14 protein-coding genes, 1 tRNA gene and 1 pseudogene are annotated in these 15,901 nt (G+C 58.5%); 8 read left to right on the top strand and 8 right to left on the bottom strand.

Annotation, left to right across the window (positions count from 1 at the left end; genetic code table 11):
• The first annotated feature begins 60 nt into the window (after positions 1 to 60).
• From HUTA_RS11120 to HUTA_RS11110, 3 genes are all read left to right on the top strand, one after another.
• Positions 61 to 345 (top strand): ribbon-helix-helix domain-containing protein, encoded by a 285-nt coding sequence (locus tag HUTA_RS11120; protein ID WP_015790009.1) that lies wholly within the window; start codon positions 61 to 63, stop codon positions 343 to 345.
• Positions 338 to 619, top strand: coding sequence for a type II toxin-antitoxin system RelE family toxin (locus HUTA_RS11115; protein ID WP_015790008.1), 282 nt, complete (start codon positions 338 to 340; stop codon positions 617 to 619). Before HUTA_RS11120 ends, HUTA_RS11115 begins: the two co-directional genes overlap by 8 nt.
• A 103-nt stretch (positions 620 to 722) precedes the next feature.
• Positions 723 to 3,092, top strand: a complete 2,370-nt coding sequence (locus HUTA_RS11110) for a DEAD/DEAH box helicase (protein WP_015790007.1) — start codon at positions 723 to 725, stop codon at positions 3,090 to 3,092.
• Positions 3,093 to 3,146: 54 nt separating this feature from the next.
• Here the strand turns inward: HUTA_RS11110 and HUTA_RS11105 are convergent, their stop codons facing one another.
• Entirely contained in the window at positions 3,147 to 3,332 is a 186-nt protein-coding gene (locus tag HUTA_RS11105; RefSeq protein ID WP_015790006.1) for a hypothetical protein, read from the bottom strand.
• Positions 3,333 to 3,567: 235 nt separating this feature from the next.
• Here HUTA_RS11105 and HUTA_RS15645 point away from each other — a divergent pair, with 235 nt between their 5' ends.
• Positions 3,568 to 3,732, top strand: coding sequence for a hypothetical protein (locus tag HUTA_RS15645; RefSeq protein WP_015790005.1), 165 nt, complete (start codon positions 3,568 to 3,570; stop codon positions 3,730 to 3,732).
• Between the two features lie 338 nt (positions 3,733 to 4,070).
• Here the strand turns inward: HUTA_RS15645 and HUTA_RS11100 are convergent, their stop codons facing one another.
• Entirely contained in the window at positions 4,071 to 4,724 is a 654-nt protein-coding gene (locus HUTA_RS11100) for a helix-turn-helix domain-containing protein (RefSeq protein ID WP_015790004.1), read from the bottom strand.
• Between the two features lie 246 nt (positions 4,725 to 4,970).
• Between HUTA_RS11100 and HUTA_RS11095 the strand changes: the two genes are divergently transcribed.
• The 3 genes from HUTA_RS11095 to HUTA_RS11085 all read left to right on the top strand — a co-directional run bounded on the left by HUTA_RS11095 (position 4,971) and on the right by HUTA_RS11085 (position 7,312).
• Positions 4,971 to 5,162, top strand: a complete 192-nt coding sequence (locus HUTA_RS11095; protein ID WP_015790003.1) for a hypothetical protein — start codon at positions 4,971 to 4,973, stop codon at positions 5,160 to 5,162.
• Positions 5,163 to 5,287: 125 nt separating this feature from the next.
• On the top strand, positions 5,288 to 6,427 hold the full coding sequence (locus tag HUTA_RS11090; protein ID WP_015790002.1) for a two-component system sensor histidine kinase NtrB: 1,140 nt from the start codon (positions 5,288 to 5,290) through the stop codon (positions 6,425 to 6,427).
• Positions 6,428 to 6,490: 63 nt separating this feature from the next.
• Positions 6,491 to 7,312 carry an SDR family oxidoreductase gene (locus HUTA_RS11085; RefSeq protein ID WP_015790001.1) on the top strand — a complete coding sequence of 274 codons (822 nt, stop codon included), beginning with the start codon at positions 6,491 to 6,493 and terminating at the stop codon, positions 7,310 to 7,312.
• Positions 7,313 to 7,499: 187 nt separating this feature from the next.
• On the opposite strand, the gene HUTA_RS11080 is transcribed toward HUTA_RS11085, so the two are convergent.
• Entirely contained in the window at positions 7,500 to 7,748 is a 249-nt protein-coding gene (locus tag HUTA_RS11080) for a hypothetical protein (protein WP_049941326.1), read from the bottom strand.
• Positions 7,749 to 8,364: 616 nt separating this feature from the next.
• Entirely contained in the window at positions 8,365 to 11,109 is a 2,745-nt protein-coding gene (locus HUTA_RS15335) for a hypothetical protein (protein WP_015789999.1), read from the bottom strand.
• Between the two features lie 988 nt (positions 11,110 to 12,097).
• On the opposite strand from HUTA_RS15335, the pseudogene HUTA_RS16055 reads away from it, so the two are divergent.
• Positions 12,098 to 12,417 (top strand): annotated as a pseudogene (locus tag HUTA_RS16055) (DUF6884 domain-containing protein).
• 441 nt (positions 12,418 to 12,858) lie between these two features.
• Here the strand turns inward: HUTA_RS16055 and HUTA_RS11075 are convergent.
• From HUTA_RS11075 to HUTA_RS11060, 4 genes are all read right to left on the bottom strand, one after another.
• Positions 12,859 to 12,932, bottom strand: a tRNA-Ile gene (locus tag HUTA_RS11075).
• 80 nt (positions 12,933 to 13,012) lie between these two features.
• A complete protein-coding gene (locus tag HUTA_RS11070) occupies positions 13,013 to 13,603 on the bottom strand; it encodes an FxsA family protein (RefSeq protein ID WP_015789997.1) in 591 nt (196 codons plus the stop codon).
• 70 nt (positions 13,604 to 13,673) lie between these two features.
• On the bottom strand, positions 13,674 to 14,696 hold the full coding sequence (gene mptA / locus HUTA_RS11065) for a GTP cyclohydrolase MptA (protein ID WP_015789996.1): 1,023 nt from the start codon (positions 14,694 to 14,696) through the stop codon (positions 13,674 to 13,676).
• A 140-nt stretch (positions 14,697 to 14,836) separates the two neighbouring features.
• Positions 14,837 to 15,871, bottom strand: coding sequence for a ferredoxin--NADP reductase (locus HUTA_RS11060; protein WP_015789995.1), 1,035 nt, complete (start codon positions 15,869 to 15,871; stop codon positions 14,837 to 14,839).
• Positions 15,872 to 15,901: the final 30 nt, after the last annotated feature.

Genomic DNA, 15,901 nt, shown 5'->3' with positions numbered 1-15,901 from the left:
TGGCGACAGGAACGTCCCAACTGACGTAACGCTTATCCATACACAAATTCAACACAATATATGGCAAAAACGGAGTCCCCACCCGAGAAGACGACGGTAAACATCCGGATGACGGAATCGTTTCTGGCGGATGTCGACACGACGTGGGAAGATCAAGGGTTCAACAGCCGAAGCGAGTTCATCCGGGCGGTGCTCCGTGACGCGCTCAAGCATCCGGAATTCAACCGTGCAGATCTGAAGGCGATGCTCACGAGCGAGGCGGAGATCCGCGAGGGACGCACCCACAGTAGCGACGAGGTGAAGGCCGAATACGGACTCGACGGGACAGCACGCGACGATGAGTGAGTGGGACTGGGAACTTACCGACACGGCGCGACGTGATTTCGACGGACTCGACGAGCACGCACGGGACCGAATCGTCAGCAAACTCGACGAGATCGTCACTGACCAGTGGCGGGACCCGCCTGAATATCTCGAACCGCTCCACGGCGCACCCAACCAGAAGCTCCGGATCGGTCCGTTCCGTCTCGGATGTCGTGCCGACCAGGCCGAAGGAGCTCTCTACGTCTTGCGGATTCGAAAACGCGGTGGCGACGCCTACCGCAGTGACGACGATTGATCTATTGGTCTCTGGAGTGAGCGGCCGTTTCATCACATCAGGGATGAGAGAAGGCAGAACATCGGAGCACAACCGTTAGGACGACGCAACCACAAGCGAGCGCGTGGACGACGTCCTCCCCTGGCTCCGCGAGCGCCCGTACTACGAGGGACAGATCGCCGACGAGCGACGCTTCCCCGACCGCGAGGCGACCGACGGCGACCTGGACGTTTCCGATCGCCTCGCCTCGGCGCTCGAAGACCAGGGAGTCGACCGGTTCTACCGCCACCAGGCCGACGCGATCGAGGCCGTCCGCGACGGCGAGAACGTCGTCCTGGCGACCCCGACCGCGAGCGGGAAGAGCCTCGCCTACACCGTCCCCGCGTTCGAGCGGGCGATGGACCACGTGGGGACGACGCTCTACATCGCGCCGCAGGTCGCACTCATCAACGACCAGGCCGAGACGCTCTCGGATCTCGCTCATGGACTGGGCTTCGGGTCGCGGGTGACGGTCGATCGCTACACCGGCCGGCTCTCGAAAGGCGAAAAGGAGACCGTCCGCGAGCGCCAGCCGACGGTCCTGTTGACGACGCCGGACATGCTCCACTACGGGATCATGCCCCACGCCCACAGGCTGTGGGAGTGGTTCTTCCAGCGCCTGGAAACGATCGTGATCGACGAGGTCCACGCCTACCGCGGTGTCTTCGGGAGTCACGTCTCGCTGGTCCTCCGGCGACTCAATCGGCTCGCCGAGCGATTTGATAGCGGCGAGCCACGCTCGCCGGAGAGGCGGACGCAGTCCGCCGGGACGCCGCAGTACGTCTGCTGTTCGGCCACCATCGGCAACCCGGTCGGCCACGCTGCGACGGTGACCAACCAACCCGAACCGTCGTTTCGGCTGCTCACCAAGGACGACAGCGCGACCGGCCCGCGGCAATGGGTGGTCTGGAACCCGCCCGAGAAACGGGGTGGCGGGGGCCACGGACAGCGTCGGTCCCACCACGTCGAGGCCAAGCGGCTGTTCGCCGATCTGGTTCAGCGCGGCCTCCAGACGGCCGTTTTCACCGGTTCCCGGCAGGTGGCCGAGCGCTACGCGACCGAGAGCGAGCGGGAGCTCCGCGAGCGTGGCGCGGGGGAGCTGGCGACGAAGATCGGGGCCTATCAGGCCGCGCTGACAAGCGACCGTCGCCGGGAACTGGAGGCGGGCCTGCACGACGGCTCCATCCGGGGCGTCTGGACGACAAGCGCACTCGAACTCGGGGTGGACGTCGGCGGGCTGGACGCCGTCGTTCTCGATGGCTACCCGGGCACGCGCATGGAAACCTTCCAGCGGGCGGGGCGGGCGGGCCGGGGCGAGGATCCCGCCCTGGTCGCGCTGGTGACCGGCGAGGACCAACTCGACCAGTACGTCGCCCGCCATCCCGAGGCGCTGTTCGACCGCGAGCCCGAGCAGGCCCTGACCAACCCCGCAAACGACCAGATCCTCCCGGATCACGTCCGTTCGGCCGCCCGCGAGAACTGGCTGTCGCCGGGCGACGATCGCCACTTCGGCGAGACGTTCCCGGATGTCGTGGCCGATCTGGAATCACGGGGCGATCTCGAGCGCCGGACGACCGACGCCGGGACGCGGTGGCTCTACGACGGCGGCGGCAGTCCAGCCCACGAAACCAGCCTGCGGAGCGCCGACGACCGGGAGATCAAACTGCGCGAACGTGGCTCGAACGACGTGATCGCGTCGCTGCCCTTCGGCGACGCCCTACGTGACGCCCATCCGGGGGCGATCTACCACCACCAGGGGACGAAATACGAGGTGGTGGATCTGGATCTGGATCACGACGTGGCGACGCTGGACCGTACCTACGCCGATCAATACACGCGTGTCCTCCACGAGAAGACGATCACCGTCGAGGCGGACCTGCGGGAGAAGCCCTTCCCCGGTCGAGAGAGCGTTCCGGTCCGGTTTGCGGATGTGACTATGCACAAGCAGATCACCGGCTTCGAGCGCCACGACGCCCGTTCGGGCGAGGCGATCAGCCGGGAATCCCTGGACGTTCCCGAGACGAGCCTGCGAACGCGGGCGCTGTACTACGCGCTTCCACCGGAGCTAGAGGCGGATCTGCGGGCAGCGGGCGACTTTCCGGGCGGGATCCACGCCGCCGAGCACGCCATGATCGCGACGATGCCGCTGTCCTTTCTGTGTGATCGTCGGGATATCGGCGGGCTGTCGACGCCCCATCACCCCCACACCGATCGGAGTACGATCTTCATCTACGACGGCTATCCGGGGGGCGTGGGGATCGCGGAAGCCGGCTACGAATCGATCGGTGACCTGGCGGCGACGACGGGGGAACTCGTGGCGGACTGTGACTGTGAGGACGGGTGTCCGGCGTGTGTCCAGTCACCCCACTGCGGGAACGCGAACGATCCACTGGACAAGGGACTCGCCATCGAATTGCTGGAGGCGCTGGTCGAGGGAGACAACGCCAGCGAGTAGTAATGCGACCGCCGTTTGCAAGCGAGTCGAATTGGCGACAGCGTACGTGTGACGCTATCGTTCGTTGTCGATACTATCGAAGACGAGTGCCAGGATAACGAACGGGAGCAGATACACGAGCAAGAGTGCAAACAGCCCGATAATCCTGACGAACAGCCCGGACCCACCGGACTCCGTTTGCAGGAAAATCGCGGCGACGAACCAAAGCGTCAACAGCTGGACGATCGGAGCGTCGGCCATACAGCCAGGAACTGTCGACAGCGAATATAAAATTTCTGTTTTATTGGCAGTGAAGCGACCGATGACGCTCGGTTGGTTGCTCGCGATCGGTGCAGTGCTGAGGTTTGGATCGCTTCCGGGGTGCTCAAGCGCGCTCTCCAGTAGCCAATCGAGCGCAGCAGCGGGGTCGCTGGTCGACGGACAGGAGGGCCAGGTGAGGCAGGGTTCCAAGTAACTGGCTGCCGTATGGATCCATATGTCAACCGGTAACTCACGGAAGGACGTCGAGTGTCGATGTACGCGATGTCAGTACAACAACAACGGCAACTGTGGCTACCAGGGCCGCATCCTGATCAATCAGAACGGCGAGTGTGAGGTCATGGAAACGGGCTTCGGTGGCGACCGTGGTCCGTTCGGGTAGTCGAAGCGAACCGACGCTGTCCAGCTCCCGATCCGAGCCTGGCTGGGACTACCACGTCCATCGAATCGGTGATCGATCGACTACGCCAGCTTGGCATGTAAAAAGGACTTTGATCACCATGCAATAGTTGTTTTATTGAGGGGATGGACATGTATATGCTGGAGAATACATTCGGCACCGGCATCCGATTGCCCCCACCCGGATGCCAGGCCTGAACCCCACCCCGGACGACGTGCCCACCATTCCACGACGCTTGCAGACAGGGTCGACCGCTGTCATCCGTCGTCGGGATCTCCGTCTCCAGCGTTTCGACGCTGACTGACGTACTCGACGCCGAATCACTCGTCTTCGAGTGTCAACAGCGTATTCGTGACGAGCGTCGAGATCCCCCGGCGGAGCCGTTCGGTGGCAGCCTGGTCCGAGATGTCGAACTCCGCGGCGAGTTCCTTCGTCGAGATAGTTCGTGGGAGCGAATAGTAGCCTGCCTCGACCGCGTGCGTAAGTGTCTCCCGCTGGACCGGGGTCAGCCCGTACCACGGCCCTGCGTCAGGTTTCGTCGGATTGTAAATCTTCTCGACGGACACCGGGATGTCCTCCTCGATGTAGTACTCCTGAAACGTAGAGAGCGCATCGTGAGTGGGAAATCGAAGCTCGATCCGCCATCGATCGGCGGTCCCGGTCGCATCGAGCAAGGCCGCCCCGATATCGGTAAGTCGATCAAACAGCGATCCGTCGGGCGGCTCCCACTCCAGTGCGTACAGCGTCTCCTCGTCGTGTGTATTGACCGGCGTAATATCACGGACGGATTCGTGTTCCCGAACCGAATTCTCGAAGGACCGCCGCGCGCCGTCGGAGATCCGAACGAACGGGGTCGGCTTCCCCCCGAGGGGGACCATCGTTTCGAGTGTGACCTGTGTGGCACCTTCGACGCGGAGGATCTGCCCCAACTCGAATGCCTCCGAGGGGATTGTGAGCTCGACGATGACACTCATGGGATATTCGCGTCTTCACTGGCAATACCGTTAAAGTCTCCCCGGTAGCGACGTGCTCGCCGACGTTCGGGCATGATGCACCATGCTTTTCGGTAGTACTATCCCTCGCGAGGGGCTACCGGGTGGTACAGAGATGACAGTTGGGCTGGCGAGATCCGTCAGTCAGGCGACGATCCATCGTGACGACCGGTCGCGGCGTCGCCGACCCCAAACGGTCGGCGGTTTGCTGTCTTCTGTCCACCGATCATGAACCCCGATCTTCCCGACGACGAACTCACGAATTCCGAGGACTTCGAGCGGACGCTCGGGCGGGTACTGCTCTCGGCACTCGCCGGCGACGTCGACCCGCGCGGATCCTGGGTGTACCGAACTGACGGAGCCGGCCCTGATCTAGAGGTCATGGTCGTCGAACTCGAAGGGCAAAGCGGGAGCGACTAGACGGTTCGATTGCCGGACAGCCGATCGGGCGCGCATGATTTCTGCCAGAGTTGACAGCCAATCTGTCTTTACTGCCATGGTGTGCCACCTGCTGTCTTCTTGCAATCGGGCATCGGATCAAACGTATGGGAAACACGCCGGTGAGCCATGAACGGGCCGAGCCGAGCGATGACTTGGCACCAGTCGCCCAGCGCCTCGTCGAGAGTATCGACTCACATGCCATATTCATGTTAGATAGCGACGGTGCGATCACGGAATGGCCGCCACCGGCGACAGCAATGTACGGCTACGACGCGGAAAGGGTACTCGGCGAAGACGTGAGTAGCCTGTTCACTGACGGTGACGGGACTGAAGCCGGCGATCCGCCGGACGGCTTCCTCGATGACGCGACCGAAGGGACCGTCGAGGTCGAGCACTGGCACGAACGCGCCGACGAATCCGTGTTCTGGGGAACGCTGACGCTATCGCCGCTTTCGGGCGACGACGAAGGGTTCGCAGCCATCAGTCACGACGAGACGACGGCAAAGGAGTACGAGCGAATGCTCGAACGCCAGAACGACCGTCTCAAGGAGTTCACGGACATCCTCGCCCACGACCTCCGGAACCCGCTTTCGATCATCGGCGGAACCCTACAACTCTACGAGGAGACCGGCGACGACGCCCACATCGAGACGATCAAGGAGACGACGGACCGGATGGCCCGTCTCGTCGAAGACTTGCTCCGGGTGGCCCGACAAGGGGATGTCGTCACGGATCCGGAGCCGACGGCCATCGGCGAAGTGGTGGAAGCCGCCAGACCGGTCGTCGACACCACCGCCGGCGGGACCATCGTCTATCACGAGGTCCCGACGGTGAATGGCGACGCGGACAGGCTCTGTCAGCTGTTCGAGAACCTCTTCCGGAACGCCGTGGAACACAGTTCCACGAGCCCTGGCTCGCAAGCTCGTCAGAACGCAGTCGAACACGGCTCGGCGAGCCCGGACACCCACGCCGGGGGAGAAACACCGGGCAATAGCGGGACGGTGACGATCACCGTCGGACCGCTCGAAACCGGGTTCTACGTCGAGGACGACGGCCCCGGGATTCCGGACGAACAAAAAGAAGACGTCTTCGACCACGGGTTCACGACGAGTGGCGACGGCAGCGGCTACGGACTCTCGGTCGTCCGGACGATTGTCAACGCACACGGGTGGGATATCCTGGTCACGGACAGCGACACCGGCGGTGCGCGCTTTGAGATCACCGGCATCGACTTTCTGGATTGACCGGGACGCAACGAGCGTCGACCGTGGTTGTTTAAGGTCCGCCCGTCCGCACCGGGAGACGTAATGACTGTACCCAACAACTACGACGTCGAGGGCGAGGTGTGTGTGATCACCGGCGGGGCAGGGGTGCTGTGTTCGGAAATGGCGATCGCGCTCGGTGAACAGGGCGCGACGGTCGTCGTACTCGACATCGATAGCGAGGGACTCGACGCTGTCGGCGCGGCGCTTGAGGACGTCGACGCCGAGTACATGACACTGGAGGCGTCGGTGCTCGACCGGGCGGAACTGGACGCGGCGGCGGAGACGGTCGTCGACGAATACGGCCGGATCGACGTGCTCATCAACGGCGCTGGCGGCAACAGCCCCGAGGCGACCACGGACGAGGAGACGGACTTCTTCGGGCTCGACGCCGCGGGCGTCGAGAACGTCTTCAATCTCAACTTCCTGGGGACGTTCCTGGCGTCCCAGGCCTTCGGCGAGTACATGGCCGAGCAGGGCGCGGGCCACATCCTCAACGTCTCCTCGATGAACGCCTTCACGCCGCTGACGAAGATCCCCGCCTACTCCGGCGCGAAGGCCGCCGTCTCGAACTTCACGGAGTGGCTGGCCGTCGACATGGCCCACAACCACTCGCCGGACATCCGGGTGAACGCGATCGCGCCGGGCTTCCTGCTGACCGAGCAGAACCGCTACCTGCTGCTCGACGACGAGGGGAATCTGACCGAGCGTGGCCAGCAGATCATCGACCACACGCCCCAGGACCGCTTTGGCGACCCCGAGGACCTGCTCTCGACCGTGCTCTGGCTGATCGCACCCGGCTCGGAGTTCGTCACCGGCGCCGTCATCCCCATCGACGGCGGCTTTGCGGCATTTAGTGGAGTTTGAACGCTAAATCGAGTCAATGGCAGAGCGGTTACGTTGCGTTCAAGCTGGATCCGAAATGGACGGGACCGCTCTGAAGCACCCCTGTACAATCCACCAGAACAGGGCAGCAACTACCTCTTTGCCGAGTGCAGATCGAAACACCATCGCGGGAACGGCGGTGAGATCAGTCTCCGGGTAAATCCCCTGCTCAATGTCTTCCGAAGTGATACACCACGCCCCAAAGGAAGGACAATCCGACCATGACAACGATAGTCCCGGCGAACTGTTCGCTCGTGGGGACGTCAATACCGGCTTGTTCGTTCAAAAACTCCATCGCCAGTAAGGAGACCTCTCCGAGCGGTGGAAGCACATCCCAGACGAATTTCGAAAACATAGTTCCGATCAACAACGTCGAAAAGGCTGCAAACCCGTGTGACGCTCCGGTTTTGGCTGGCATACGCGAACCGTTATTATCCAATCAATAAATAACTAATTATAAACTATATTACAGACTGCGGTCAAATGGTTTTGAGTGTACTGAAGCGCAAGTGGCCTCCAAATCAGTCCCGGACAGACGGTAGTGTTCAGATAAGGACTCAAGCTGAGTGAGACTGCTCTGAAAGCCCTCGCCCTTTCATTCCACCAGGATTCGGCTGTGTAGCCGGCAGAAAGTAGCTCCTTGATCGGTGCTTATCTGAACACCGTCGTTCGAATTATCCTTCGCATCGCTAGGCCGTTTCTCATATACGGCAGTACTCGTTCGCAACTCTATATAACACTATGACAATCGGACTGAGACGTTTGAGAAGGATTCGGACGAGTTTCTCAGGGAGTCACCTTTCAACTAATGTTACAGAAGGATAGCAGAGAAACTACGAGCAGATGGCGAGGCTGTTAATGAAGGAGGATCCGCCGCCGCTCTCTATGAGTCGGAACAAGAATACTGTGACTGCGTAGAACCGTTGGAGGATTCCCCCACGATAACTGCTACATCAATGGACAGAGTCATCTACTCGAATAGCAAAAGCAGCGCTTATATTAGAGGAATGGGTGATTCATATTTATATTTATCTCTAGTTATTATTCATTTCTAGATTTGCCTGTTTTTCAACTGTTTCATTCGAATTGGATGCTGTTAGATTGAGAGTATATATTCCACCAACGTATCGTTCGGGTATTGAAACTGTTATCGGCACTGAAACACTACTCTGCTGAGAGCTCCAGTGTAAAACACACTTTCCTTCATTTGTGACTTTGTCATTAAACTCTCCCTTCTCCAATGATGCATCCACATTCCAATCAGTCCAGAGATCGTTAACGGTGATCTGAGTTATTTGACTTGCAGCAATAGAAACGGTGGCAACACCCCCGACGGTAATGGAGTCTCCCGTCACACTCAACGAAATGGAAGTAGCCTCGTTAATTTTGACAGTTTGAGATGTTGATGCACTATCGTCACCTGACACAGATACCGTAGCTGTCGGAGACCCTGCATCCCCTGTGCTAGTTGACACTGATAGCGTCTTCGTCGTCGAGTTTCCACCTCCCACGCTCACGTTAGTTGAGGTGGTCCCTACGTTCGGAACGGATAGTTCTAGCGTCCCATCACCCTGTAAGTCACCACTATTTGACACTGTTGCTGTGACTTGCAGATCATCACCCTCCGTTATTGGGTCGTTCGTGCTGTCAATGGATACGCCGAAGTTTGCGCCATCTGGTTGCTCGTTAATTTTGACAGTTTGAGATGTTGATGCACTATCGTCACCTGACACAGATACCGTAGCTGTCGGAGACCCTGCATCCCCTGTGCTAGTTGACACTGATAGCGTCTTCGTCGTCGAGTTTCCACCTCCCACGCTCACGTTAGTTGAGGTGGTCCCTACGTTCGGAACGGATAGTTCTAGCGTCCCATCACCCTGTAAGTCACCACTATTTGACACTGTTGCTGTGACTTGCAGATCATCACCCTCTGTTATTGGGTCGTTCGTGCTGTCAATGGACACGCCGAAGTTTGGTTGCTCGTTAATTTTGACAGTTTGAGATGTTGATGCACTATCGTCACCTGACACAGATACCGTAGCTGTCGGAGACCCTGCATCCCCTGTGCTAGTTGACACTGATAGCGTCTTCGTCGTCGAGTTTCCACCTCCCACGCTCACGTTAGTTGAGGTGGTCCCTACGTTCGGAACGGATAGTTCTAGCGTCCCATCACCCTGTAAGTCACCACTATTTGACACTGTTGCTGTGACTTGCAGATCATCACCCTCTGTTATTGGGTCGTTCGTGCTGTCAATGGACACGCCGAAGTTTGGTTGCTCGTTAATTTTGACAGTTTGAGATGTTGATGCACTATCGTCACCTGACACAGATACCGTAGCTGTCGGAGACCCTGCATCCCCTGTGCTAGTTGACACTGATAGCGTCTTCGTCGTCGAGTTTCCACCTCCCACGCTCACGTTAGTTGAGGTGGTCCCTACGTTCGGAACGGATAGTTCTAGCGTCCCATCACCCTGTAAGTCACCACTATTTGACACTGTTGCTGTGACTTGCAGATCATCACCCTCTGTTATTGGGTCGTTCGTGCTGTCAATGGACACGCCGAAGTTTGGTTGCTCGTTAATTTTGACAGTTTGAGATGTTGATGCACTATCGTCACCTGACACAGATACCGTAGCTGTCGGAGACCCTGCATCCCCTGTGCTAGTTGACACTGATAGCGTCTTCGTCGTTGAGTTTCCGCTTCCCACGCTCACGTTAGTTGAGGTGGTCCCTACGTTCGGAACGGATAGTTCTAGCGTCCCATCACCCTGTAAGTCACCACTATTTGACACTGTTGCTGTGACTTGCAGATCATCACCCTCCGTTATTGGGTCGTTCGTGCTGTCAATGGACACGCCGAAGTTTGGGGGGGATTGGACATCTGCATCGATTCGCGCTTCAGAAATTCGTATCGCAACGTTGAGGTCTGGAGAATCAAGTTCAAAGTGTAGAGTGTTCTCCCCACTAATTACTTCATACCCATCAAAAGAATCTGCCGAAATCGTATTTGTGCCTTCAGTTATTTCATCAGCAAAGAGAAAATCGACAAAATTATCATTAATATAAACACCAATATCCTCATCGAGATATTTGTCTTGAACATCAATCTCTATTGTCATACTGTCCTCGTCAACATACGTAGCCTGTTCAGAAGTGAGATTAAATGTATACGTATCTGACTTGGCATTTGTATCTTCAAGTACAGCTCTCAGTTCCCCACCTATTTCCACCCACGCTGTATCAAGCCATCCGCTGTCCGCATTTCGGAGATGGGTGTCTAAAACTAATTTATCGCCAAAGTCTCCTAAACCCTGTATATCTGCATCGTAACTCGTCTCCCACGTGTCATATTGTGAGTTGAAATTGTCTCTGTTAGGCAAAACTGTAGTTCGATTATCTTTAAAATCAATGTCGTCCCAGCTCGTATCCCAGTGTCCATAGCCAAAAAATATTTCTTCTTTTTCTGAGAGATCATCAATTGAATTCATTTCGCCTATTGTCCCGCTATATGTCATAGATACTGTATCAGTGTAAGATGCGACTGGATGGCCAGTGATTGTTGAAACATCCATTTCATATAAACGCTTCCAGCCTCTACCATTCCTTCCTGTCACATCCCCTCCATTAACGACACCCTCTTTGATTTTTACTGGCACTAGACTGCCTGATCCTAACCAGACCTCAAAGTCATATATCTCCCGTTCTCCAGACATACTGGCATAGATTGACTCGATAGATGTTTTTGTTACTTCTTTATTATAACTGCCGGAGTTTGACATGGAAGCCGATTTTTGTCGCACATATTTAAATATTTTGGAGAATGTGGGTTATTGACAAAGGATGTTGAGTGGCTGGTAAACTCGTGTTCAGACCATTTCTCTCGAAGGCCAGAATTTCTCCTGCAGCGAAATCATCAAAAGCCTGTGAGGCAACAGAGTTGCGATGGAGAGTAAGTTAACGTGATCTTCGGATAGGTGCGTCGAACCATCCGAATCTGCGTCAAGCACAGTGAGTGGAGCTTTAACCGAGAGGAACTCCGCCTGTAGAAGGGGAGTGGCAAAGGGAAACTGTCTGCATCAGAAGCAGATATGTATCTTCGTGAAGTAAATTTACTATTGATACAAATGACCGGTAGTTAGTGAACGAGTGTTTTCGCACCTCTGGCCGAATGCGGAACAAGTGAAATGAGGTATACTCCTCTAACGGTGCCTCATATAGGAGATGACTATCTGTAGGGTCTGTCCAACCCAGGATACCGATCAAATATCAAACGGTACCCTGTGAACGGCGTCCACAATTGGGACAAGACCACTGGTAGTGAGCCTGAGCTCAACAGTTCACCGCTTTCTTGTTTAACCCGAAGTTCGCCGCGATTTTTTGCACAGTCGTAGTGGAATTTCAATCTACACTGAGAATATTTGTTGTCTGGGCTATTATCACTACAGTAATCGCAACTGCTTCTTAGGAGCTCCATATTACAAATTGAATGCCAATTGGATAATGATTGTACTTTATCAAATAAATCTATCAACTCTCCTACTTGTTATTCCCGACCCAGCAGGAACGCGATCCCATCAAACGGCTTCTACTACCAGCGCTCGACGAATCTTACGAGCGAATCAGCCCTGAAGCGATAGCGGAGAAGTTCTGTATCGATATAGGGTACTGATACGACCTCGAGGTAGAGACATGAAATGTCGCTCACTTTGATGAACTTCGACATCCTGTGCATCAACAGGGAGCCATTATTACGTGGGAAATAATTCCATGACCCGAGAAATAGGTCTTGTCAGTTGCGTCAAGACCAAGCGAGACGAACCAGCCAAGCCAAAGGATCTCTACATCTCCGACTACTTCGAGAAATGCGCGTCTACGTGGAACAGTACCACGACGACTGGTGGATTCTATCGGCCAAGCACGGTCTCCTTGACCTAAACAGCGATCCTATCGAGCCATACGATGAGACGCTTAGTGAGGCGAGGGTGGCGATTCGATGGAGGAACAGAGCGCGATTCTCCGAGAGCTGTTCTATCGGGGAATCAGGATATCTCCCTCCTACCATCAGCCGACCGATACCGTGGAACTGAACGAAGAGGTGTATATGGACTCTGCAAAACAGCATCGACAATGGGAACCCTCTGACCCTCGGTCTGACTGACTATCTCGGGAAGGGAAAGTACCCATCTGTTTGTCAGACAGCCACCGCTCTTGGGATTTGATCTTCTATTTTATTGATTGGCCGCTTATCTCTCGAAGAACCACGTGGGCAAAGGGATAGCTTTGCGGAAGTATTGCATATAGTGTTTCAATATGGGAAATTTCCGCAATTCCTGAGCCTCTCCCAAGAGATGCGCGGCAATACCAGTAGGGAATATGCACTTGTCTTCTCGCGCGCGGATCAGAGCCTTCCTAATTCGACGTAGATTGTTCACCGAAAAGACTAGGTTCTTTGGTGAAGTTCCGAAATTGAGAGGAAGAAGGCGTGAGACTGCTGTTGCCGTGTCACCGAACGTCGTGAGGTGACAGGATGGGCCAACGCGGATTTGAACCGCGAACCTCCCGGTTATCAGCCGAGCGCTCAACCTGATTGAGCTATTGGCCCAGGTGAGCGCATCAAGGCGTACCGGAGGCCTACCATTAAGCGTTTCTTTTCGCTCCCGTCGTCACCCTCGTGGCTGGCGATCACTCGGGCCGATCGTCCCCGTCCTCAACGTCGTCGAGGTCCTGGGCCTCACCGATGTCGCGGACTCCATCGTCCGTCGAGCCACCGATACCCCCGATACCCCCGATCCCGCCGGGCCCACCGAATCCACCGGGACCGCTGGAATCACCGCCGACAGGCCCGTCCCCGTCGTCGTTCGGAAAGCCACCGACGTAGACCGAGCCGGTGGCGAACCCGCCGGTCTTCTTTTCGAGATAGGGCGTGACGACCCACTTCTTCAGTGCGAGCCGGACTGGATATCTGGTCGGCGGGATCACGAGGACGAAGCCGATCACGTCGGTCACCAGCCCGGGAGTCAACAGCAGCGCGCCGGCGATCAACAGCAGCGCGCCGTCGAGCAACTCGTCGGTCGGTGCCTCCCCCTGGAGGACCTTCCGCTGGATCTTCGCGATCGTGTGACGGCCCTCCGCACGGACGAGCAACATGCCGATCAGTCCCGTCAACACCACGAGCAACACCGTCGGGACGGCACCCAGCTTACCGGCAACCACGACCAGCATCACCATGTCGACGAGAGGTATCAACAGCAGGAGCGCGATGATCCGGAGCATGCCGCCCCCTACCGGGCGGGGCCTCAAAACCCTTTTCGAGCGAGTACAGGTGTGGGCAGACGGCGAGGCTCTATCGGTCGCCGGAGCCGTTCGTCCGCCGGTCGACAGCGTCGGTTTCCGTCCCGGCCACGCCGCTGTCGGCGGGTTCGGGGTTGCCACCCTCGGCGTCGCCGTTGACCTCGTCAGTGAGATCGCCGAATCGAGCCACGCGCTCGGCGTGGGCGTTGTGCTGGTGGATCGACTCGTCGTTCGACTGCTCCATTCGAATGACAGCGTTCTCGGGGAGATCGGGGAACGTCTCGACAACCCCCTCCGCGAGCGACCGGACGCAGTCCTCGACGAACTTGGCGTCGGCGTGAGCCTCGTAGGTCATATGATCCTCGTCCGGACGTTTCGCGAGGTTGTAGATGTGGGCGCTCATCGCATCGCGGGCGACCGCGATGACGTCCCGGAGGTCGACGTCCGGCGAGCCATCGCTCTCGATGGTGAGCGTGGCGTGCCCGCGCTGGGAGTGTCCGGCCTGGGGGACTTCATCGAGGAAGGTGTCGATGGTCTCCCGATCGACGTCGAGGTCGTTCAGCGTCTGGCGGGCGCGTGACTCACTCATTCCCTGTGAACAGGGACAGACCGTCATGCCGGTGACACGCGCGCCGAGTTCCTCCCGAGTCCCCTCGTCGGTCGCGGTCGCGGAGGCGATGATGTCGGCGGTGCTCTGAGTCGGGCGGTCGCTTTCGGGCGTGCGCTCGCGGGTGACGTACTCGGCCTCCATGCGCACCTCCGCGCGGTCGGTGTAGTCGTGCTTGTCGAGAAGACGCTCGGCGGCGTCACCACAGACGTCCTCGACGCGGTAGCCGGTGTTGTCGACGGCGGCTTCGAGCGTCTCGTCGATGACCTCCATGTTGCGACTCATGTCCGCTCCCTTTCGCCAGGTGGGGAGGTCGACGAAGACGTCGAACGTCGCCATCAGGACGATCGGGCGACGGTCCTCGCGGTCGATCTCGACGAGTTTCTCGACACCGGTGACGCCGACGCGGTTGAGTCCGACGGCGACCTCCGGACTGTTCGCCTGCACGTCCGGGAGTTGCTTGCTCATTCGACTCTTCGTAGGGCTGAGTCGCGGTTAGGGTTTACGAAAGGGGTGGGGCTGGCCGCGCCCGAAACGAGCCGTGGCGTGCGGGCCGAACCCGACCGTGTTGTGGGGAACAGGCCGAGGAGAGTTCTCGACCGCTCCGCTCATCCGAACCCCTCCACCTCCACACGTTGATCCGGGACGCCGATGGCGTCGGTCTCCGCCAGAAGACTGTAGACCATCGCGTTGATCCCGCAGGCGTAGACGTCGACGTTCCCGGGATCGATCCGAGCGTCGACGCCCGATCGAGGCTCCCGACGGAGCCGTCGTTCCAGCGGGGCCGCGACGCCCGTCGTCACGCGGTCCGGGTCGACGTGGGCCAGCAACGCGTCCTGCACGAAGTCGGTTTCGCCCTCCCACTCCGAAAGCAGCGACTCGAAGACCAGACACGGGACGAAGTGGAAGTTCTCACGAGTGGCCGCGAGGTCCCGGAAGTACTCGCGGTAGGGCAGGTCGTCCGTCCAGTCGGCGCCGAGGAACAGCCAGACGTCACGACGCTGGCCGTCGTATTCGTCCCGGCCCGTCTCGAAGAGGTACTCGATCATGCTCTTCAGCGGGGCCACGCCCGTGCCGGTCGCGACGAACGCGAGGTCACGAGGCGCGTGATCGCCGAGGACGAGTTCGCCGTACGGCCCGCGGATCGTCAGCTCGTCGCCGACTGCCAGATCCGCACAGATGCGCGGCGACAGTCGACCGCCGGGCACTCGCCGGACGCAGATCTCCAGTTCGTCCTCGGCCGGCGAGTTCGACAGCGAGTACGCCCGCGGGATCCCCTCGTACGTCAGGCCGACGTACTGCCCGGCGACGAAGTCCACGTCGACCGCCGTATCGAACCGGACGGCAGCCAGCATCGGGTACGGACGGTCGTAGCGCCTCCCGAGCGCCGTGACCTGACGGGCGAGGTCGGCGCGCCCGGCGGCCGTAGCTGCCTCGGCGGCCGCCTCCCACTCCCCCGGAAGCATCGCGCCGTCGACACCCTCGATCGCCACATCGGCCAGGAGACGCTCCATCGCCGTCGCGATCTCCTCACTCCGGTCGTCGTCCTGGTAGGTGACCGCGGTCACGCGGGCGGACTCGGTGAGCAGTGGCAGCTCCCCGATGGCGTCGTGCTGTGAGGCGTGTCTACGTACCTCGATCATGTCCGGAGGCCGGGCGGGGGCGGCAAAGAC

Source organism: Halorhabdus utahensis DSM 12940 (genome assembly GCF_000023945.1).
GTDB classification, from domain to species: Archaea; Halobacteriota; Halobacteria; order Halobacteriales; family Haloarculaceae; genus Halorhabdus; species Halorhabdus utahensis.
This window is presented reverse-complemented; position numbering and strand designations above follow the sequence as displayed.